This is a genomic window from Brachybacterium sp. ACRRE, from assembly GCF_022346485.1.
Classification (GTDB): domain Bacteria; phylum Actinomycetota; class Actinomycetes; order Actinomycetales; family Dermabacteraceae; genus Brachybacterium; species Brachybacterium halotolerans.
In genome coordinates, this window is the sequence record NZ_JAKRMO010000034.1 from 1 (window position 1) to 19,515 (window position 19,515).

The following is a 19,515-nucleotide window of genomic DNA, read 5'->3' on the forward strand; positions in this document are numbered from 1 at the left end:
GACCCGGCCTGCCCGAGCCCGTCCCCGCCTCAGAGCCCGGCGACCGCCGCGAAGCCCTTGTCGAGGTCGGCGAGGATGTCGTCGATGTGCTCGAGGCCCACCGAGAGCCGCACGAAGCCGGGCTCGACGCCCGCGGCGCGCTGCTCCTCCTCCGTGAGCTGCGAGTGCGTGGTCGAGGCCGGGTGGATGACGAGGCTGCGCACGTCGCCGATGTTCGCCACGTGCGAGTGCAGCTCGAGGGCGTCGACGAAGGCCACTCCCGCCTCGCGCCCGCCCTCGAGCACGAAGCCCAGCACCGAGCCCGCGCCCTTCGGGAGGTACTTCTGCGCGCGCTCGTGGTACGGCGAGTCGGGAAGGCCCGCGTAGGCGACCGAGGTGACCCCGGGCCTGGTGGTGAGGTTGTCCGCGACCTTCTGGGCGTTCTCGACGTGCCGCTCGATGCGCAGGGGCAGGGTCTCGACGCCCTGCGCGATGAGGAAGGCGCTGTGCGGCGAGACCGCCGGTCCGAGATCGCGCAGCAGCGCCACGCGCGCACGGATGGCGTACGGAGGCAGGTCGGGCGCGATCGAGCTGTACACGAGGCCGTGGTAGGCCGGGTCGGGCTCGTTGAACAGGGGGAACCTCTCGGGATCGGCCGAGAAGTCGAAGCTGCCGCCGTCCACGATCACGCCGGCGATCGCGGTGCCGTGGCCGCCCAGGAACTTGGTCGCGGAATGCACGACCACGTCGGCCCCGTGGGCGAGCGGGCGCAGCAGGTAGGGGGTCGCGATCGTGTTGTCGACGATCAGGGGGACTCCGGCCTCGTGCGCGATGGCGGAGACGTTCTCGATGTCCAGGATGTCCTGGCGGGGGTTCGGGATGGACTCGGCGAAGAAGGCCTTGGTGTTCGGGCGGACCGCGGCGCGCCAGGAGTCGAGGTCGTCGGGGTCCTCGACGAAGACCGTCTCGATGCCGAGCTTGCTCAGGGTGTGCTTGAGCAGCGAGTAGGCGCCGCCGTAGAGGCTCGGGGAGGCGACGATGCTGTCGCCCGCCTGCGCCACGTTGAGGATCGACAGCGTGATCGCGCTCTGGCCGGAGGCGACGAGCAGCCCGGCGACGCCGCCTTCGAGCGCCGCGATGCGGTTCTCGACCGCCTCCTGGGTGGGGTTCGTCAGGCGGGTGTAGATGGGGCCGAGCTCGGCCAGGCCGAAGCGGTCGGCGGCCGCCTGCGCGCTCGGGAACACGAAGCTCGTGGTCTGGTAGATCGGCAGCGCGCGGGCGCCGGTGTCGGAGTCCGGGGCCTGGCCGGCGTGGATCGCGAGGGTCTCGAAGTGCGGGGCGGGGGCGGTGTCGTTGTCTGGCATGGGGACACCGTCGGCGAGCACCGCGCGCGAGCGCAAGGATCGCGCGCGAACGTGAACGGGTGTGACGCCCGCGCAAGTCCGCAGCGGGCGCCGGTATATCCCGTTGCCCCGTGCGGCGCTTCGTTGCGAGCATCGCAGCATGCTCACCGACATCGAACGCGATCTGGTCCGACGCACTGCGGAGCACGCGAAGGCGCATCACGACGATGCCGCGCACACGGTCGCCGGCGGCCTGCTGACCGCCTCCGGTCGGATCGTGCTGGGGATGAACACGTTCCACTTCCTCGGCGGGCCCTGCGGCGAGATCGCGGCCCTGTCGAACCACGCGGCGAGCGCGGCCCACGATCCGATCGTCGCGTCGGCCGCCGTCCACGGCCCGACGGGCGATGTGCTGGCCCCCTGCGGCAAGTGCCGCCAGGTGCTCCACGACATCGACCCGGGCATCCGCTTCGTGGTGCGTGACGCCTCCGGGCTCTTCACGCGCACCGCCCGCGAGCTGCTTCCCTTCGCCTACGACCCCAGCCACCACGGCCGCCCGCAGCGGATCTTCATGTGGGAGGGCTACGAGGCTCTGATCCGCTCGGGCGCCAAGCGCCGGACGATCCGGATCGACGATCCCTTCCGCCCGGGGCCCGCGGAGATCGTGTTCGAGAAGGAGGGCGGCGAGGACGTGGTGCTACCCGCGACCGTGACCGATGTGCGGCCGACGACGCGCGACGCGCTCACCGCCGCCGATGCGAAGGGCGACGGCTTCACGGACCTCGGCGAGCTGCAGGAGGCGCTCGCGCGGCATTACCCGGGGCTGGAGGACGGTGCCCCGGTGGACGTCGTCAGCTTCGAGATCGCGGAGCAAGCGTGATCGCGTCGACCGCGACAGCGGCCGCCGCAGCCAGCTGATCTGTCTGCTCGTGAGGCGCACCGTGTTCGACCTCCCAATAGTGGGAGGCGACGAGTCCTGCCGCGCACAGGGCAAGCGCGAAGCCCGGGTCGGCGCCCGACGGTCGGCAGAACGACCGTACGAGCAACCGCAGGCGGCGTGAGGGCGACGTCGACGCCAGCACATGAGTCAGCAGTCCCCGAACCACGGTGTGCGCTTCGAACTCGAGGGGGCCGCACAGGAGCTGCGGATCGATGAGCGCCCATTCCGTGTCCGACCTGGCCATGACGTTCTCGAGGCTCAGGTCGCCGTGGGTCAGTGTGAGCGATGTCGAGCCGGCCAGCGCCTCGATCGCTTCTCGCGCGGCGTCGACCACACGGCCGTCCAGGACACGTTCCTCCGCACACGCCCTCGCATGCTGGTTCCGCAGTTGTCTTCGCCAACCGACGGCGCCATCCGCCAGGGACCGTGCCCCGACGGGTGCGTCGACGGCTGCGATGCGCGCCGCGACCTCGCCGGCCACCGCCACCGCGTGCACGGGATCCGGCACCTGTGAGAGAGCCGGTCCCGGAAGCCTCTCCAGGAGAAGTGCCGCGTGAGGCCGGGAATGGTCGAGGAGCGCGACAGCGCCCGCGGGGGCGAGGACGCGCAGTGCTCGCGCTTCCTCGTCGGCCTCGGCGACAGGTGAGACGAGTTTCAGAACAGCTCGCCCTCCGTTGCGGCATCGGACAGGGAAGATCAGGCTTGTGCCGCCCTCAGCGCGGTCACCGTCCCTGTGCAGGCCCCACATCCCCAGCACCTCGTCCAGGCGCTGCGGAAGGTTCTCCAGCCACGACGCGCAGCTGTCGTCGATTCCGAGGACCTTCGCACGGAAGGCATCACTGGCCAGGATCGGGACCGTCATCGGGTGGGCCCGTCGAGCTCGAGCACCCGGCCCGTCCACCGCCGGCGGAGCCAGCGGTCGTGGGACGCGATGATCACGGTCCCCTCCCACTGCCCGATCGCGCGCTCGAGCCGGGTGGCGAGGTCGAGGCTCAGATGGTTGGTGGGCTCGTCCAGCAGGAGCAGCGACGGCGGGGAGGTGAGCAGCGCGGCGAGCGCCGCCCGGCGCTGCTGGCCACGGGAGAGCTCGCCGAGCGGACGGTCCAGGTCGCGCGGATGCACGAGGCCCATGAGGTCCGGCACGCCCTCGTCCTCCGGGGCCCCTCCGAGCATCCGCCGCACGCTCGAGCGCTCGTCGATCTCCTCGTCCTGGGCGAGCAGCGCGCGATCCCGCGTCACCGAGACCGTTCCCCGATCGGGATCGAGCAGCCCTGCGAGCAGGGACAGCAGGGTCGACTTCCCCGAGCCGTTGGGCCCGGTGATCAGCAGCTTCTCCCCCGCCGAGACGCTCAGGGACGTCGGCGCGAGGCGGCGGGCGAGGCCCGCGTCCGCAACGGAGACGAGGACCTCCCCGGCGCTGCGGCGCCTGTCCCCACGGGGCATGCCGGTGAAGTGGAGCTCGGCCGGGGGCTTGCGGATCTGGGACTCCTCGAGCTCGGCGAGGCGTCGTTCGGCGTCGCGCACTCGCCGGGAGACGACGCTCGCGTGGCGGTCCGCGTAGAACTTCTTGGCGGCCTTCGCCTCGGTGCGCGGTGCGCGGCCCTCGTGGCCCACGCTGTGGCCGGCCTTCACGCTCTCCCGCAGGCGGTCCAGCTCCTCCTGCTCGTCGCGGAACCGCCTCTCCCAGCGCTCGCGCGCGTCCAGGCGCGCATGCAGGTAGTCGGTGAAGGTGCCGGTGTACGCCGTGAGGCCGCCGACCTCCTCCCCCAGCGGCGTGGGCGACGGGTCGAGGTCGAGCTGGGCACGCGTGGCCTCGTCGAGGAAGGCGCGGTCGTGGCTCGCCACCAGCACGGGACCGGGGTGCTCGGCGAGCAGACCCGCGAGGAAGCGCGCGCCCGCGTCGTCGAGATGGTTGGTCGGCTCGTCGAGCAGCAGGGTCGTCGGCCGGGTGATCAGCAGGTGCGCGAGGGCAAGACGTCCGCGCTGCCCGCCGGAGATCTCCGCGAGCAGACGGCTCGACGGGACGTCGGCCAGCCCCAGGCCGGAGAGGACCTCGGCGGCACGGGTCTCGGCGTTCCAGACGTCGGCCAGGGTCGCGCGGGCCAGCAGCGCGTCGTAGCGGGCGGCGGCGCGCGGCGAGTCGTCGACCGCGAGCTCCGCCCCCGCCTCCGTGAGGGACTCCTCGAGCCGACGCGCATGAGTGAGCGCCTCCTCGACGACCTGGGCCAGCGTGGTCGTCGCGGGGTCGTGCGGGAGCTCCTGACGCAGGAGGCCGACGGGGCCGGGCGCCTGCACCTCGCCGGACTCGGGCTCCTCGACCCCCGCGAGGATCCGCAGCAGCGTCGACTTGCCCGAGCCGTTCTCCCCGAGCAGTCCCGTGGGCGTGCCGGCCGGGACGGTGAGGGAGACGTCGGTGAGCACGCGGCGGGCGCCGTAGCGGTGGGAGATCCCGTCGGCCCGCAGATGGAGCGTGGAATCGGCGCGGGAGGCGGGGCCGGAGGCGGCGCTGGAGGCCGATGCGCCCGAGCGCTCCGCACCGGGGGTGGTGCTCGAGGGTGCGGCGGTGCGCGGGGTGGATGAGGTCATGGATCGGCTCCGGGGTGTCGTCGGGACGCGGACGGGGATGCCGATCAGATGCTCATGGCCCTCACGCTAGCCCGTGCCGGGGCCGTGCCGACAGGGATTTTCGGCCGGCGACGGGCCGACACCTCGCCGTCGACGCCCCGACGACGCCCCGGCGCGCACCCTGTGGGGCATGGTTCGTGCAGGTCATCGCCGGTGCCGCAACCGGGACACGAAGGGTTCGCGGAGCGGGGGTACTGCCAGGGACTGTCACCGCCCGGCACCCGGGCGGAGCATGGATCCCACGACCGTCCGCGGCAGCAGCCCGGGCGCCGGCCACCAGCACGAGGAGGATCAGATGCACACGAGGACACTGGGACAGGGACTCGAGGTCTCCGCGATCGGACTGGGTGCGATGGGGATGTCGCAGTCCTACGGCCCCAACCCCGGCAGCCGCGAGGACATGATCGGGGTGCTGCGGTTCGCCGTCGAGCACGATGTCACCTTCATCGACACCGCCGAGGTCTACGGGCCCTATGACAACGAGCGCCTGGTGGGCGAGGCCATCGCCCCGATCCGCGACCAGGTCGTGGTCGCCACCAAGTTCGGCTGGAACATCGTGGACGGGACGATGCAGGGCACCGATTCGCGTCCGCAGCAGATCCGGAAGGTCGCCGAGGAGTCCCTGGAGCGGCTCGGCATCGAGCAGATCGACCTGTTCTACCAGCACCGCGTCGACCCCGATGTCCCGATCGAAGAGGTCGCGGGGACCGTCGGCGAGCTGATCACCGAGGGGAAGGTCGCCCACTTCGGGCTCTCCGAGGCCGGCGCGGAGACGATCCGCCGCGCCCATGCGGTCCAGCCCGTGACCGCCGTGCAGAGCGAGTACTCGCTGTGGACCCGCGATCCCGAGCCGGAGGTGCTGCCGGCCTGCCACGAGCTCGGCATCGGCTTCGTGCCCTTCAGCCCGCTCGGCAAGGGCTTCTTCACCGGCACCGTCACCCCGGACCAGGACTTCGGCGACGGCGAGATCCGCGCCCGCGTCCCGCGCTTCGAGGCCGAGAACCTGCGCCGCAACCAGGCGCTCCTCGATGCGGTGGGCGCGCTCGCGGACGAGCGCGAGGCCTCCCCCGCGCAGATCGCGCTGGCCTGGCTGCTGGCGCAGTCCCCGTCGATCGTCCCGATCCCGGGCACCCGCCGTCGCGAGCGTCTCGTCGAGAACGCGGGCTCGACGCAGGTGCGCCTCTCGGCCGACGACGTCGCCGCGCTCGACGCCCTGGCCGCCCAAGTGGGCGTCGCCGGCGACCGCTACGACGAGAACGGGATGCGCATGGTCGGGCTGTGAGGGCGACGGGCGACGGGCGGCTGTCGGACGGCAGTCGGCTGTCGGCTGTCGGTTGTTTGACGGCAGTCGGCTGAGCGGCCGAGCAGCTGGCGGACCGGCTCGCCGGATCGGGACCTCCGACCCTGGTGGGCCGGGTCGAAGAGCGTGAGGATGGGGCCATGAGCGCATCGCACGCCCCGCAGCCCCGTCCGTCGTCCGCTCCCGACCACGCGAGCGCCGCCGCGCCGCCCACCGGCGGGCGCCTCGCCGTCGTCGGCGCCGGAGCCGTGGGCTCCTCGGTCGCCTACGCCGCGATGCTGCGCGGCAGCGCCCGCAGCATCGCGCTGTACGACATCCGCGCCGAGAAGGTGCGCGCCGAGGTGCTCGACCTCGCGCACGGCTCCCCTCTCGCGGGCGGCGCGGAGATCACGGGCGGCGACGACGTCGCGTGCATCGCCGGGGCCGACGTCGTCGTCATCACGGCCGGCGCCGCGCAGGCTCCCGGGCAGACCCGTCTGGACCTCGCCGGCACCAACGTGAAGATCCTCGAGAGCCTCATGCCGCAGCTGCTCGCGCAGGCCCCTGATGCCGTGTTCATCCTGGTCACGAATCCCTGCGACGTGCTGACCGTCGCGGCCGACGCACTCGCGGGCCTCCCGCGCGGACGCGTCTTCGCCTCGGGAACCGTCCTGGACACCTCGCGTCTGCGGTGGCGGCTCGCGGAGCGGCTAGGGATCGCCCCGCGCAGCATCCACGCCACGATCATCGGCGAGCACGGCGACAGCGAGTTCCCCCTGTGGTCCTCGGCGCACATCGGCCAGGTGCCGCTGCGGGACTGGACCGACGGGGCGGGCGCGGCGGACGCAGCGGGCGCAGCGGGCTCAGCGGGCGCGGCAGACTCCCCCGCCCTCTCCCGCGAGGAGCTCGACCGCCTCGGCCACGAGGTCGCGGGCGCCGCCTACGAGGTCATCCAGGGCAAGGGGGCGACGAACCTCGCGATCGGCGTCGCCGCCGCCCGCATCGTCGAGGCCGTGCTGCGCGACGAGCGCGCGGTGCTGCCGGTCTCGAGCCCGCTCACCGGCTACCAGGGGATCTCGGGCGTCGCGATGAGCGTGCCCTCGATCGTCGGGCGGGCCGGCGTCGAGCGGACGCTCGAGGTGCCGATGGACGAGGGCGAGCGCACACGGCTGCTCGCCTCGGCCGATGCCCTGCGGGAGGTCCAGCGCAGCCTCGGTCTGTGACGGGGGTCTGCGGCGCGCGGTCATGTCGCCGACCGGCGTATATGGGACATCTCTGCCATATATGGCAGAGACGTCCGCTCACGACCGTTCGACGACGTCGGCCACCTCATCAGCGGGTGCCGGGGCCGCGCCGACGGCGGCCGCGCGGACGGGGGCCGGCAGGCGACGGGGGCCGGCTGCGGGCCGGCCCAGCCGGTCGGCCCACCCGGGCGCCGCGCCGTGCTCAGTGCACGCGGCGGTCGTCGACGGCGGCGCGTGTGCGGCGCAGGGCCTCGCGGCCCAGATCCGGCACGCGGGTCGCGACGGCCACGAAGATGCAGTCCACGACGGTGAGCTGGGCGATCCTCGAGGCGGTCGCCCCCGAGCGCAGCTCCGACTCGACGGCGGCGGTGAGCAGGACGTCGTCGGCCGCCTTGGCGAGCGGGGAGCCCGCGGCGCCGGTGACGGCGACGACCCGGACGCCTGCCTCGTGGGCGATGCGCGTCGCGTCGAGCAGCTCGGCGGTGCGGCCCGAGTGGGAGAAGGCGATGAGCACGTCGTCCGAGTCGAGCAGGGCGACGGCGGGCAGCCCGTTGTGGGCCTCGGTGTGCACGACGGCGGGCAGGCCGAGCCGGGCGAGCTTCTGCTGCTCGTCCGTGGCCGCGAGCCCCGAGGCGCCGACGCCGAAGAGGACGATGCGGCGGGCGGGGGCGACGGCGTCGGCCACCCGGGTGAGCGCCTCGAGGTCGAGCCCGCGCACGGTGTCGTGCACCGCACGGGAGTCCGCCGCGGCGATCTTCCCGGTCATCGTCGCGATGTCGTCCGAGGGGTCGATGTCGCCGTCATTGCTGTGGTCCTCCCCGGCGGTGGCTGCGGCGACGGCCTCCTCGTGGAGGCGGAAGCGCAGGTCGCGGTAGCCGCGGAAGCCGAGCTGGCGCGCGAAGCGCACGACGCTCGCCTCCGAGCAGTCGGCCTCCCGGGCGAGGTCGCCGATGGTCATCGAGGCGACGCCCGCCGGGTCGGAGAGGATGAGGTCGGCGATGCGGGCGAGAGCTGGCTTGAGGTCGCCGCGCAGGCTGCGCAGCCTCAGCAGGAGCGGCGGGGTGCTCATCGCCGGTCCGTGGACGGCGTGTCCTGCTGCGTGCTCATGGTGACTCCTTCGTCGTGAGGCTCGCGACCGCGCTGCGGATGCCCGCCGGGTCGCCCCGTCGCCCGGGGTCCTTCCCGAAGCGTACTGCGGCGACCTCCGCATCCGTGACATCCGCGTGCGCGAGGAGCGCCACCAGGGCGACGCGCACGCGTCCTCCCGCCTCCTCCAGCACCTCGGCGGCGCGCTCGGGCGACTCGCCCGTGGCCTGCACGAGCATCCGCACGGTGCGCGCGACGAGCTTCTTGTTCGTCGGCCGCACATCGATCATGAGGTTCTGGAAGGTGGTGCCGAGCCGCACCATCGTCGCGGTCGACAGGGCGTTGAGCACGAGCTTCTGGGCGGTCGCTGCCTTCATGCGGGTCGAGCCGGTGACGGCCTCGGGGCCGACGTCCACGAGCACCGCGACGTCCGCGAGACGTGCGAGGGGCGCCTGCGGATTGGCCGCGACCAGGCCTGTGGACAGGCCTCTCTCGCGGGCCGCGGCGAGGGACCCGCGCACGAACGGCGTGCGCCCGCTCGCGGCCAGGCCGATCACCACGTCCCCCTCTCCGCAGTGCTCGGCGACCAGGGCGGCACCCGCGTCGGCGTCGTCCTCCGCGCCCTCCACGGCGCGGGTCATCGCGGCGATGCCGCCCGCGAGGTGCGCGGTGACCATCTGCTCGGTCGCGCTGTAGGTGGGGAGGAGCTCGACGGCGTCGAGCACGCCCAGGCGCCCGGAGGTGCCCGCACCCACGTAGTGCACGGTGCTGCCGCCCGCGATGGCCTCGACGCACAGGTCGACGAGGCGGGCGATGGGCGCGGAGACCGCCTGCACGGCACCGGCCACGAGGGTGTCCTCCGCGAGGATCGTGTCGACGAGGTCGGGGGCGTCGAGGGTGTCGAGCTCGTGCGTGCGCGGGTTGCGCTCCTCCGTGGGCGAGGCGAGCGCGATGAGGTCCTGCCAGCGCTCGGCGGTCTCCCTGCGGACGGCCGGGTCTGCGTGGGCGGCCGGCGCGGTGGGGGCGTCGAGCTCGGTGGGGGCGTCGGGCTCGGTCTGCTCGGTCAACGGGCACCTCCCGGTGTGCGGTGGTCGGGTCCGAGCAGCCGCAGGCGCCGTGGGGCTCGGCGCGCGGCGGGGGCGTCGGACGGGTCGGACGTGCCGCGCGGGGCGGCGCAGCACGGATCGAGGCCGGTGACGGGCACCGGCGGGGTGAGGGAGCCCAGCACGGCGGCGCTGCGGGCGCCGGTGACGGGCCCTCCGTCGGGGCCGACGGGCAGGGCGGGGATGCCGTGCACCGAGAGCCAGCCGATCACGGCCATGAGCAGGGCCTCCTTGGCGTCCGAGGGGACGCCGAGGTCCTCGCTCGAGCGCAGCGGCACCGGGTCGAGCAGGGCCTCCAGACGCGCACGCAGCACGGGGTTGCGCATGCCGCCGCCGGAGCCGTGCACGACGGGGGCGCCGGACTCGCGCACGAGATCGGCGACGGTGCGGGCGGTGAGCTCGGTGAGCGTCGCCAGCAGGTCCGGCAGGTCGAGCCGCGCGGCGCGGGGGCTCATGCGCTCGACGTACTCGGCGTCGAAGTGCTCGCGGCCCGTCGAGCGCGGCAGCGGGAGCGCGAAGAAGGGGTCGGCGAGCAGCTCGTCGAGAACATCGTGGTCGACCGTGCCGGAGGCGGCGAGGCGGCCGTCCTCGTCGCAGTGCATGCGCCCGGCCGTGGCCCGGCGCACGGCGGAGTCGAGGAGGGCGTTGGCGGGGCCGACGTCACCGGCGCGGACCGTCGGCGACGCGGCGCCGGACGCGCCGTCGGGAGCGGCGGAGTCTGCAGGGGCGGAGTCGGTGGGGGCGGAGTCGGCCGGGGCGGCAGCGGCGGAATCCGCGGATCCGGCGGCCTCGACGAGCGTCACGTTCGCGATCCCGCCGAGGTTGAGCACGGCTCCCCCGTCCTCCCCCAGGAGCATCACGTCGAGGACCGGGGCGAACGGGGCGCCCTGTCCCCCGCGGGCGACGTCCGCGCTGCGCAGGTCGTGCAGGACGCTCGCGTGCGTCGCCTCCGCGATCCGCGCCGCGTCCCCGATCTGCAGGGTGCCCAGCACGCGGCCGTCCGGAGCGGCCCAGTGGTGGAGGGTCTGGCCGTGGGTGACGACGAGGTCGGCGCCGCCCGCGCCGCCTGCGCTGCTCGTGCCGCCTGCGCTGCCCGTGCCGCCTTCGCCGTCCGCGCGCTCGAGCACCCGCGCGGCGACCTCGCCGAGGTGGGCGCCGATCTGCGCGTGCAGCATGTCCCAGGTGGCGACGTCGCTGCTCGCGGGCGGGAGCACGTCCAGGATCGCCTCGCGCAGCGGGCCGGGCCAGGGGTGTTCGTCGACGTCGAGCAGGCGGGCCGTGAGCACGTCGGGGTCCGAGGGGTCGCGCGCGAGGTCGACGAGGACGGTGTCGACGGCGTCGGCCGAGGTGCCGGACATCATGCCGAGGACACGCATCGTCACGGGCTCGCTCATCGCGGCTCCCGCCCGGCGCGCAGCAGCAGGTCGACGGCCGCGCGCATCATCGTCAGCGAGCTGCCCAGGGTGCTCACGCTCTCCCGGTGCTCGAGGGCGGCGTCCGGGACGCCGGTGTGGACGAGGATCGCGTCGGGCCGCACGCGCAGCGCCTCGGCGACGCGCTCGGCCTCGGCGGCGTCGGAGCGCGGGAGCCGGGTGACCACGAGGACCTCGGCGGCGCCGGAGAGATCGCCGGGGTACTGGGCCTCGGTGACGTCGATCCCGCGCTCCCGGAGGGCGCCGACCAGGTGCGGGCTGCGGGAACCGGAGGCGTGGTCGGCGCGGACGCGGGCGTCCGCGACCACCACCGGTCCCCCGCCGAGGGCGGCGTGGCGGGCGGTGACCGCGCGGCGCGCGGCGTCGGCCCCGATCTCCTCGAGCTCGCGCAGGGCATCGAGGATGCTCCGGCGCGGCTCGACCCCGCGGCGGATCCGCAGGGAACGGATGGCGGCGCGCGTCTGCGCGGCCCGTCGGCCGATCTCCTCGCGGTCCAGGCGCCCGCTCTCGAGCGCGGCGAGGATCGCGTCGTGGGCCTCGCGGACCATCTGCGCGGCGTCGCGGCGCAGCGAGGTGCCCAGGCACAGCAGATGCGCGCCCGCCTCGAGCGCGCGCACGGCGGCCTCGCCGAAGCCGGGATCGGCGGCGACGGCGGCCATGTCCAGGGCGTCGGTGACGACGAGCCCGTGGAAGCCGTTCCCGGAGACCTCGTCGAGCAGGGTCGTCGACCAGCGCGAGAGCGAGGCAGGCCCCTCGCCGAGGGAGGGCACGAGGATGTGCGCGGTCATCACCGCGTCGAGCCACGGGGCGATCTGGAAGGGCGCGAGGTGCTCGCGGCGCATGTCGCGCTCGTCGAGGTCGATGCGGGGCAGGGTGGTGTGGGAGTCGACGGACGTGGCGCCGTGCCCCGGGAAGTGCTTGCCGGTCACGCCCAGTCCGGCGCTGCGCAGGCCACTGGCCATGGCCCGGCCGTGGCGGGAGACGCGATCGGGGTCGTCGCCGTACGAGCGGGTGCCGATCACGGGGTTCGCCGGGTCGGTCGAGACGTCGAGCACCGGGGAGAGCACGAGGTCCATGTCGCAGGCGGCGAGGAGCTCGCCGAGGGCCTCGCCGGCGCGGGCCGTGAGCGCGACCTCGTCGATCTGCCCGAAGGCCCAGGCGCTGGGCAGGGATGAGCCCGTCGCGGCCTGGAGGCGGGAGACGTCCCCGCCCTCCTCGTCGATCGCGACGAGGACCTCGTCGCAGCGCTCGTGGATCGAGGCGGCGAGGGCGGCGGCCGTCTCCGGATCCGGCGTGTTGTAGCCGAACAGGATGATGGATCCGAGGCCCGCGTCGAGCGCCTCGCCCGCCCAGTCCGGGAGCGTCGTGCCCTCGAGCGGGGCCATGAGCAGGGTGAGGACGTCTCGGTCCCAGCCGGGCACCCCGCTCATCCCTTCACCGCCCCCTGGGTGAGGCCGCTCGCGAGGTTCCGCTGGACGAGGACGAAGAAGATCACCACGGGCAGGGCGATGATCGTCGAGGCGGCCATCACGGCCCCCCAGTTCGCCGTGTTCTGCGTGAAGAAGCTGCGCAGCCCCACGCCCACGGTGTACTTCGAGCTGTCCTGCATGAAGGTCAGCGCGAAGATGAACTCGTTCCAGGCGGTGATGAAGCTGAACACGCTGGTCGCGACCAGACCAGGGGCGACCAGCGGGAACAGGATCGAGCGGAACATCCGCAGCCAGTTCGCGCCGTCCACGTAGGCGGCCTCCTCGAGCTCCTTCGGGACCGCGGCCACGAAGCCGCGCAGGTTCCAGATCGCGAAGGGCAGCGAGAACGCCAGGTAGACGATGATCAGGCCCAGCATCGAGTTCAGCAGGTGCAGGTTGCGCGCCTGCAGGAACAGGGGGATCACGAGCGCCTCGAGCGGCACCATCTGCACGAGCAGCACGAGGATCAGCACCTGGGTGCGCAGGCGGAAGCGGAAACGGGCCACCGCCACGGCGGCCAGCAGCGCGATCGCGCCGGAGATCAGCACGGTGCCCAGGGCGACGACCGCCGAGTTCTTCACGTAGTCGAGGAACCCGGCGTCCACGAGCACGAACCGGAAGTTCTTGAGCGTGAAGCCGGTGGGCAGCCAGCTCGCGCCGCGCCCCAGCGGATTCGGGTCCACGGCCGTGGAGAGCATCCAGTAGAAGGGGAACAGCGAGAACACGAGCACCAGCACGACGCCGACGGCCTTGCCGAGGGCGGTCGCGATGCGCCGCGGACTGCGGCGACGGATCGCCGCGCGCTGGGCGGTGCGCTCGGCCGCGGTGGGCGCGGGGCCGACGGGCCCCGCAGGGCCGACGGGTCCCACGGGGGCGGTGCGGTCGGCGGGGGCGGTGCTCACAGCTCGTCCTCCTTCATGAGCGAGCGCATGTAGATCACGGAGATCACCAGCAGCAGGAGCGTCAGCAGCACGGCGATCGCCGATCCGCGTCCGTAGAGGCCCTGGGCGAAGGACTCCGAGTACGACCACACGCCCAGGTTCATCACGTCGCGGTTGGTGCCGTTGCCGCCGGGCATCAGGTAGATCTGCGTGAAGACCTTGAAGTCCCAGATGGTCGACAGGATGATGCAGACCGCGAGGATCGGGCGGATGCCCGGGATGGTCACGCTGCGGAAGCGGGAGAGGGGGCCCGCGCCGTCGAGCGCCGCGGCCTCGTAGAGCTCCTTGGGGACGGTGCCGAGGCCCGCGAGCACCGTGACCGCGATGAACGGGAATCCGTGGTAGACGACGTTCGCGGTCGCGATCGCGTAGAAAGCCCAGCGGTTGGCGAACCAGTTCCAGGAGCCGGCCTCCATGATCCCCAGCTGGTCCAGGGTGCTCGCGACCAGGCCGTTCAGGGGATCGAACAGCCACACGAACACGTAGGTGCCGGTGATCGCGGGCACCGCCCACGCCACCATGATCGCGGTGGTGCAGATGCTGCGCCACCAGGTGCCCAGGCTGTTCAGGAACAGGGCGACCACGATCCCGACGACCATCGTGAGCACCACGCACACGATCGCGAAGCCCACCGTGTTAGGCAGCACCGTGCCCCACAGGAACGGATCGGAGAGGATCTCCCGGTAGTTCGTCAGGCCCGTGTAGTTCGAGTCGCCGCGGATGAGGTTGCGCAGCCGGTAGTCCTGGATGGACAGGTTCAGCACGCGCACCAGCGGCCACAGCAGCAGGACGGCGAGGGTCACCAGTCCCGGGGCGAGCAGGAGCCAGGGCGCGGAGCCGCGCTGCAGGCGGCGGCGCACCGGGACCCGTCGGCGCTCGAGGGTCCCGGTGGCGTTCGCGGCGTTCTTCGGGGTGGAGGTGGCCGCGCTCATCCGCCGAAGATCTTGTCCATCTCGGTGGCGGCGGCGTCGGCGGCCTGCTGCGGCTTCGTGCCGCCGAGGACGTCGCTGAACAGGGTCGACAGGGTCTTCTTGCCCTCGATCTGCCCCCAGGCCGGGGTGACGGGGACGGTGGTGCCGCCCTCGGTCATCTGCTGGGCGAACACCTTGGTGAGGTCGTCGCCGTCGGCCACGACCTGGTCCAGGGCCTTCTGCTCGCCCGGGAAGTAGTTGGTGTCCTTGGCCCACTGGGTCGCGAACTCACCGGTGGACATGAGCTTGATGAGCTCGAAGGCGAGCTCGGGCTCCTCGGTCTCGGTGAAGCGGCACAGGAGCGAGCCGCCCAGGAAGGAGGGCGCGACGGCCTTGTCCTTCGCGGGGATCGTGAAGGCGACGAGGCGCTTGAAGAGCTCCTCGTCGTCGGCCTTGATCGTCGCGGGCACCCACGAGCCGGTGATGAACATGGCGACCTTGCCCTGCTGGAAGGCGGCCAGGGAGTCCGTCTCGAGCCAGCTCGAGGCGGCCGCGGTCGACGCGTCGTGCTTGAGCGCGAGATCCGTGTACCAGGTGATGCCCTCGACCGACTCGGTCGAGTTGATCGTGGCCTTCCACGTCCCGCCGGACTCGCTGGCGATGTCGCCGCCCGCGCCCCACACGAAGGGCATGCCGGCGAAGATCGAGCCGCCCGCGACGGGGAACGGGATGATGTCGGGGTTCTTCTTCTTGAGCGTCTCGATCATGCTGAGCAGGTCGTCCCAGCTGCCGGGCTGCTCGGTCACGCCCGCGTCCTCGAGGATCTTCCTGTCGGCGAGGATCGAGCGGACGCCCGCGTACCAGGGCATGCCGTAGAGCTCGTCGTCCAGGGTGCCGGCGTCCACGAGGCCCTGGACGAGACCGTCCCCGATGCCCGCCTCGTCGACGTCCTTGGTGAGGGGGTCGAGGCCGCCCGCGTCGGCGAACTCGGGGACCCAGGTGGTGCCGACCTCGGCGACGTCCGGGCCGGTGCCGCCGCTCATGGCGGTCACGAACTTGTCGTGCGCGCCGTCCCAGGGCTGCACCTCGACCTTGAGGGTCGCACCGGTCTTGTCCTTGAACGCCTTGGTGATCGCGTCGACGTACTCGTCGGTCTTCGCGTTGGTGCCCTGCATGATCCACAGGGTGATGGTCTTGTCGGCGTTGGCCTCGGTGTCGGTCGGGTCGCTGCCGCCCGAGCCGCCCGAGCAGGCGGCAAGGCCCAGTGCGGCGGAGCCGGCGGCCCCGGCGGAGAGAACACCTCGTCGTGAGATCATCGGAACTCCTCACAGCTGTCGGGTCGGCACGTGCCGGGCGGCACTGTGGATATCGTCTCGTCGTCGAGCGATGCGGGAACCGCGTCGAGAAGCAGCGTCATCGAGGATCCGGGGACCCGGGGATGACACCCTCCGGGATCGCTCCCGGAGCCGAACGTCAAGAAAACTTCCCTCGCCGATCTTCTATGCTGAAGTTACCACGATGAAGGAGGTCCCGTGCAGGCTCCCCAGGACCGTGACCGAGCTGTGACGTCGCCCGTCGTGCTGGTGGCGGACGTCGGCGGCACCCGCAGCAGATTCCTCGTCGCGCCGGTCGTTCCGGACGTTCCGCCGCTCATGGCCGAGCCCGTCACAGGGCCCGGTGCGAACCTGCGCTCGAGCGGTCCCGGGGCGCTCGCGGCGCTCGCCGAGCCGGCCCGTCGGGCCCTCGAGGAGGCCGGGATCGACGGCCCCGCGGCCGCGCGGGAGCGCGTGGGCGCGGCGGTGCTCGGACTCGCGGGCAACGGCGCGGCCCGCCGACGGGAGATCACGGCCGCGGTGGCCGAGGCGCTCGCGCCGCTGGGCATCGAGCCGGACCGCCTCACGGCGACCGACGACCACCTCACCGCCTTCCTCAGCGCGGACGTGGGCGAGGACGGCCTGCTGCTGCTCGCCGGCACCGGCTCCGTGTGCGTGCGCTTCGAGGACCGCCGTCCCGCGGAGCGCTGCGACGGGATGGGGTGGCTGCTCGGGGACGTGGGCTCCGCGGTCTGGCTGGGGCGCGCCGTGCTGCAGGCCGTCGCCGCCGACATCGACGGCCGCGGGCCGCGCACCCGCCTCACCGAGTCCCTGGGCGACGTGCTCGAGCTCGATCTGCGCGACGGGCTCGTGCCGCGCTCCCCCACGGGCGATCCGCGGCAGGACCTGGTCGCCGCGATCGACCCGCTCTCCCCCGCCGAGCTGGGCCGCTTCGCGCCGCTGCCCGGCTCACTGTGCGAGGACCAGTTCGACGAGGTCGCCCGCGGGATCCTCGACGGCGCGGGCCGGCACTTCTCCCGCACCGTGCAGCGCCTGGACCCCGAAGCGGCGCTGCCCGTGGTGCTCGCCGGCGGCGTGCTCACGACCCCCGGGCCCATCCACGACGACCTCGTGACCTGGCTCGAGGCGGCAGGGCGCACCGTGGCCCCGGTCCAGGACGGACTCGCCGGGGCGCTCCGCCTGGCGCGCGAGGCGGCGGGCGGGCCCGACGGCGCCATCGGCCCGATCCGATGAGCGCGCCCGCGGAGGACTCGGCGCCCGATGACCCCCATGCACCCGCCGACCCCCGTGCAGAGGCTCGCGCACGCGCGCGGGAATCCGCGGCGGCCTCGGCGCGCCGCCGCCGCGAGCGCCTGGGCCGCGCGCGGGAGCGCCGCGCCCGGCGGGTCGAGCGGGAGGCGGACCTCGCGCTCCGTCTGCGCTCGGAGAGCCGTCGCAACACGGTCGCCCTCACGCTCACCGTCATCCTGTCCCTCGCCGCCACCTTCGCGCTGAGCTCGCTGTTCCCGAGCGAGCGGGAGCGCGCGGCGATCTCCCTGCCGGGCGCCTTCGCCGTCATCGCGATCACCGTGTACGCCGCGAGCTTCGCGCTGCTCACGCACTGGACCTTCCACCGCCTCCCGCGGCGGGACGTCGTGATCGCGGCGCGCCTGGCCCGGGCGCGGCGCACCTCCGTCTGGCTGCGGTGGGTCGCGGGGCGCGGATCGGTGAGCTCCGAGGCCCTGGGTCTCGTGCTGCTCGCGGTGCTCGCGATCCTGCTGCTCCTGCTCAGCGAGCCCGGCCCCTATCGGGTGGTGCTCCTGGTGACGACGATCGCCGCGATCCTGTGCACCTGGTACTCCACGGCCGTCACCCTCGCCGTCGAGTACGCCGCGGCGGACGGCCACGGCGACGCCTTCGAGCTGCGCGCACCGCGGCGCGGCTTCGACGAGTACCTCTACGTGTCCATGATCGTGCAGGTCTCGGGATCGGCGAACGAGAACGTGCCGCTCACGAGCGGGGCCCGTCGCCTGGTGCGGCTGCAGGCGCTGCTCGGGCACGTGATGACCTCCGTGGTCGTCGCGCTCGGGATCTCCGTCGTGATCACGGTCCTGTGATCGCTGCGGGGTGATCCCTGGGGCGTGATCACTGCAGGAGGATCACCACGCGCTGGGACCCCGCGGCCGGGGTCGCGGATAGGATGGCCGCGCCCCACGGCGTCGGCGCCCCGCCCGGACCCTCGCGTCCGACGGGACCTGCGCGCCGGGGGCCACGTTCCGCAAGCCCCGATCGGAAGGCCCTCCGCGATGTCCCACGCCTCCGCCACGCAGCAGACCTCCGCCGAGGACGTCGGCGTCGACGTCCCCAGTCGCGAGAAGGTCCTGGTCGTCGGCGCGGGCCCCGCGGGCCTCGCCGCGGCGGCCGCGCTGAAGGCGCTCCGCGTGCCCTTCGACCTGGTGGACGCGGGCAAGGATGTCGGCGGCATCTGGAGCACCTCGCGCGAGGACTCCCCCGTCTGGCCGGCCATGGAGATGATCTCCTCGACGCAGTTCACGCAGTACGAGGACATGATCCAGCCGGTCTCCTTCCCGACCTTCCTGCGCCCCGCGCAGATGTCGAAGTACCTGCGCGCCTACGCCGCGCGCTACGACCTCACCGACCACTTCCTGCCGCGCCTCGTGGTGCGCACCGCGAAGCCCTTCGAGGAGGGCGTGTGGCAGGTCGAGTTCTCCGACGGCCGCGTCACGGTCTACCGCGCCATCGTCGCCGCCCATGGCGTCTCCTCCCGCCCTCACCTGCCGGAATGGGCCGGTGACGTGCCCGAGGGCATCCGCACCCTGCACTCCTCGCAGTGGGAGAGCAGCGACGGCCTCGAGGGCCGGCGCGTGCTCGTGGTCGGCTCCGGCCAGTCCGCGGCCGACATCGCCGTGGACGCCGCCCGCCGGGCGCTCGAGGTGCGCTGGTCGGTGCGCACCGGCCACTGGATCGTCCCGCGCACGATCGGCGGGAAGCCGGGCGACGTCGCCGCCTCGCACGAGCCCTCCGTGCTGGGCGGGCTGAACGAGAAGATCGCCGAGCAGGTCGTGCGCCGCGCCGTCGGCGACCCGGAGTCGCTCGGCCTGCCCAGGCCCGCCGCCCCCCTGCTCGAGGACGCCGTGATCGTCTCCGACGAGATCGCCCCGCGCATCCGCGACGGCCGTGTGACGCCCACCGGCGACGTCGAGGCGATCGGCGAGGACGGCACGGTGTCCTTCACCGGCCGCGGCCGCGCCCACGCGGACTTCGCGCCCGATGTCATCGTCTTCGCGACGGGCTACGAGCAGGGCGCCGACTACCTGCCCGACGACGTGGTGCCCCGCACCGCGAGCGGTGCGCTCGACCTGTTCCTCGGCGCCTTCCCGCGCGGTCGCTCCGACCTCGTGATGCTGGGCCAGCAGCGGGTGAACGGCGGCGTGCTGCCGCTGCTCGTCGAGCAGGCCGACGTCGCCGCCTACGCCCTGCACGCCGAGCGCGAGGGCACCCCCCAGGCCGCGCAGTTCCGGCGCCTGCGCGAGGGCGCGGACTCCCAGGTGCCGCTGCCCGCCGAATCCGGTCTGCGCGGCCGCCTCGGCGCGCTGCTGCCACCGCGCCGGGAGGACCGCCGCGGGTCGGGGGCGTCGGCCCGGAGCGCATCGGGTTCCGGTGCGGCCGACGGGGACCGCGCTCTCGTCCCCTTCGTGGATCGCGAGCTGCTGCTCGCCCGCCTGCGGTCGGTGCGCGAGCTCTTCGACTGATCGGTCGGGCGGGCCCGTCGGGCGGCGCGGTGCTCGGCCGACGTGCGTATCGGCTGATCGGCTGATCGGCCGCTTG

At 73.4% G+C, this 19,515-nt stretch carries 16 protein-coding genes; 6 read left to right on the forward strand and 10 right to left on the reverse strand.

What is annotated here, in order from left to right; translation table 11 throughout:
• Nucleotides 1-29: 29 nt before the first annotated feature.
• Complete coding sequence (locus tag MHY49_RS11045; RefSeq protein WP_239204048.1) at nucleotides 30-1,343, reverse strand: bifunctional o-acetylhomoserine/o-acetylserine sulfhydrylase; 1,314 nt, start codon at nucleotides 1,341-1,343, stop codon at nucleotides 30-32.
• Nucleotides 1,344-1,482: 139 nt separating this feature from the next.
• Here MHY49_RS11045 and MHY49_RS11050 point away from each other — a divergent pair, with 139 nt between their 5' ends.
• Entirely contained in the window at nucleotides 1,483-2,202 is a 720-nt protein-coding gene (locus tag MHY49_RS11050; RefSeq protein WP_239204050.1) for an ASCH domain-containing protein, read from the forward strand.
• Here the strand turns inward: MHY49_RS11050 and MHY49_RS11055 are convergent.
• Both MHY49_RS11055 and MHY49_RS11060 read right to left on the reverse strand, forming a co-directional pair.
• Complete coding sequence (locus MHY49_RS11055) at nucleotides 2,174-3,124, reverse strand: aminoglycoside phosphotransferase family protein (protein ID WP_239204052.1); 951 nt, start codon at nucleotides 3,122-3,124, stop codon at nucleotides 2,174-2,176. The two genes, MHY49_RS11050 and MHY49_RS11055, sit on opposite strands and share 29 nt — an antisense overlap.
• Nucleotides 3,121-4,848, reverse strand: a complete 1,728-nt coding sequence (locus MHY49_RS11060; RefSeq protein WP_239204054.1) for an ABC-F family ATP-binding cassette domain-containing protein — start codon at nucleotides 4,846-4,848, stop codon at nucleotides 3,121-3,123. The genes MHY49_RS11055 and MHY49_RS11060 overlap by 4 nt, the downstream gene beginning before the upstream one ends.
• A 334-nt stretch (nucleotides 4,849-5,182) precedes the next feature.
• Between MHY49_RS11060 and MHY49_RS11065 the strand changes: the two genes are divergently transcribed.
• Complete coding sequence (locus tag MHY49_RS11065; protein ID WP_239204056.1) at nucleotides 5,183-6,169, forward strand: aldo/keto reductase; 987 nt, start codon at nucleotides 5,183-5,185, stop codon at nucleotides 6,167-6,169.
• Between the two features lie 158 nt (nucleotides 6,170-6,327).
• On the forward strand, nucleotides 6,328-7,389 hold the full coding sequence (locus MHY49_RS11070) for an L-lactate dehydrogenase (RefSeq protein ID WP_239204058.1): 1,062 nt from the start codon (nucleotides 6,328-6,330) through the stop codon (nucleotides 7,387-7,389).
• Between the two features lie 223 nt (nucleotides 7,390-7,612).
• Here the strand turns inward: MHY49_RS11070 and MHY49_RS11075 are convergent, their stop codons facing one another.
• The 7 genes from MHY49_RS11075 to MHY49_RS11105 all read right to left on the reverse strand — a co-directional run bounded on the left by MHY49_RS11075 (nucleotide 7,613) and on the right by MHY49_RS11105 (nucleotide 15,669).
• Nucleotides 7,613-8,479, reverse strand: coding sequence for a MurR/RpiR family transcriptional regulator (locus MHY49_RS11075; protein WP_239204060.1), 867 nt, complete (start codon nucleotides 8,477-8,479; stop codon nucleotides 7,613-7,615).
• Nucleotides 8,480-8,513: 34 nt separating this feature from the next.
• Nucleotides 8,514-9,563, reverse strand: a complete 1,050-nt coding sequence (locus tag MHY49_RS11080; RefSeq protein ID WP_255719864.1) for an N-acetylmuramic acid 6-phosphate etherase — start codon at nucleotides 9,561-9,563, stop codon at nucleotides 8,514-8,516.
• Nucleotides 9,560-10,993 carry an anhydro-N-acetylmuramic acid kinase gene (locus MHY49_RS11085; protein ID WP_239204062.1) on the reverse strand — a complete coding sequence of 478 codons (1,434 nt, stop codon included), beginning with the start codon at nucleotides 10,991-10,993 and terminating at the stop codon, nucleotides 9,560-9,562. The genes MHY49_RS11080 and MHY49_RS11085 overlap by 4 nt, the downstream gene beginning before the upstream one ends.
• The gene (locus MHY49_RS11090; protein ID WP_239204064.1) at nucleotides 10,990-12,462 is read right to left on the reverse strand and encodes a glycoside hydrolase family 3 N-terminal domain-containing protein; all 1,473 of its coding nucleotides are present in this window, start codon (nucleotides 12,460-12,462) and stop codon (nucleotides 10,990-10,992) included. The genes MHY49_RS11085 and MHY49_RS11090 overlap by 4 nt, the downstream gene beginning before the upstream one ends.
• Nucleotides 12,459-13,295, reverse strand: a complete 837-nt coding sequence (locus tag MHY49_RS11095) for a carbohydrate ABC transporter permease (protein ID WP_239204116.1) — start codon at nucleotides 13,293-13,295, stop codon at nucleotides 12,459-12,461. Before MHY49_RS11095 ends, MHY49_RS11090 begins: the two co-directional genes overlap by 4 nt.
• 104 nt (nucleotides 13,296-13,399) lie before the next feature.
• Entirely contained in the window at nucleotides 13,400-14,374 is a 975-nt protein-coding gene (locus MHY49_RS11100) for a carbohydrate ABC transporter permease (protein ID WP_200502831.1), read from the reverse strand.
• The gene (locus MHY49_RS11105; protein WP_239204066.1) at nucleotides 14,371-15,669 is read right to left on the reverse strand and encodes a sugar ABC transporter substrate-binding protein; all 1,299 of its coding nucleotides are present in this window, start codon (nucleotides 15,667-15,669) and stop codon (nucleotides 14,371-14,373) included. Before MHY49_RS11105 ends, MHY49_RS11100 begins: the two co-directional genes overlap by 4 nt.
• A gap of 216 nt (nucleotides 15,670-15,885) precedes the next feature.
• Here MHY49_RS11105 and MHY49_RS11110 point away from each other — a divergent pair, with 216 nt between their 5' ends.
• The 3 genes from MHY49_RS11110 to MHY49_RS11120 all read left to right on the forward strand — a co-directional run bounded on the left by MHY49_RS11110 (nucleotide 15,886) and on the right by MHY49_RS11120 (nucleotide 19,439).
• The gene (locus MHY49_RS11110; protein WP_239204068.1) at nucleotides 15,886-16,920 is read left to right on the forward strand and encodes a BadF/BadG/BcrA/BcrD ATPase family protein; all 1,035 of its coding nucleotides are present in this window, start codon (nucleotides 15,886-15,888) and stop codon (nucleotides 16,918-16,920) included.
• Complete coding sequence (locus MHY49_RS11115) at nucleotides 16,917-17,783, forward strand: hypothetical protein (protein ID WP_239204070.1); 867 nt, start codon at nucleotides 16,917-16,919, stop codon at nucleotides 17,781-17,783. The genes MHY49_RS11110 and MHY49_RS11115 overlap by 4 nt, the downstream gene beginning before the upstream one ends.
• Nucleotides 17,784-17,972: 189 nt before the next feature.
• Complete coding sequence (locus MHY49_RS11120; RefSeq protein ID WP_239204072.1) at nucleotides 17,973-19,439, forward strand: NAD(P)/FAD-dependent oxidoreductase; 1,467 nt, start codon at nucleotides 17,973-17,975, stop codon at nucleotides 19,437-19,439.
• Nucleotides 19,440-19,515 lie beyond the last annotated feature (76 nt).

Bases quoted from the DNA above. Each gene is read 5' to 3' on its own strand.
- MHY49_RS11045 (WP_239204048.1), bottom strand. From the start codon at position 1,343: ATGCCAGACAACGACACCGCCCCCGCCCCGCACTTCGAGACCCTCGCG.
- MHY49_RS11050 (WP_239204050.1), top strand. From the start codon at position 1,483: ATGCTCACCGACATCGAACGCGATCTGGTCCGACGCACTGCGGAGCAC.
- MHY49_RS11055 (WP_239204052.1), bottom strand. From the start codon at position 3,124: ATGACGGTCCCGATCCTGGCCAGTGATGCCTTCCGTGCGAAGGTCCTC.
- MHY49_RS11060 (WP_239204054.1), bottom strand. From the start codon at position 4,848: ATGACCTCATCCACCCCGCGCACCGCCGCACCCTCGAGCACCACCCCC.
- MHY49_RS11065 (WP_239204056.1), top strand. From the start codon at position 5,183: ATGCACACGAGGACACTGGGACAGGGACTCGAGGTCTCCGCGATCGGA.
- MHY49_RS11070 (WP_239204058.1), top strand. From the start codon at position 6,328: ATGAGCGCATCGCACGCCCCGCAGCCCCGTCCGTCGTCCGCTCCCGAC.
- MHY49_RS11075 (WP_239204060.1), bottom strand. From the start codon at position 8,479: ATGAGCACCCCGCCGCTCCTGCTGAGGCTGCGCAGCCTGCGCGGCGAC.
- MHY49_RS11085 (WP_239204062.1), bottom strand. From the start codon at position 10,993: ATGAGCGAGCCCGTGACGATGCGTGTCCTCGGCATGATGTCCGGCACC.
- MHY49_RS11090 (WP_239204064.1), bottom strand. From the start codon at position 12,462: ATGAGCGGGGTGCCCGGCTGGGACCGAGACGTCCTCACCCTGCTCATG.
- MHY49_RS11100 (WP_200502831.1), bottom strand. From the start codon at position 14,374: ATGAGCGCGGCCACCTCCACCCCGAAGAACGCCGCGAACGCCACCGGG.
- MHY49_RS11105 (WP_239204066.1), bottom strand. From the start codon at position 15,669: ATGATCTCACGACGAGGTGTTCTCTCCGCCGGGGCCGCCGGCTCCGCC.
- MHY49_RS11115 (WP_239204070.1), top strand. From the start codon at position 16,917: ATGAGCGCGCCCGCGGAGGACTCGGCGCCCGATGACCCCCATGCACCC.
- MHY49_RS11120 (WP_239204072.1), top strand. From the start codon at position 17,973: ATGTCCCACGCCTCCGCCACGCAGCAGACCTCCGCCGAGGACGTCGGC.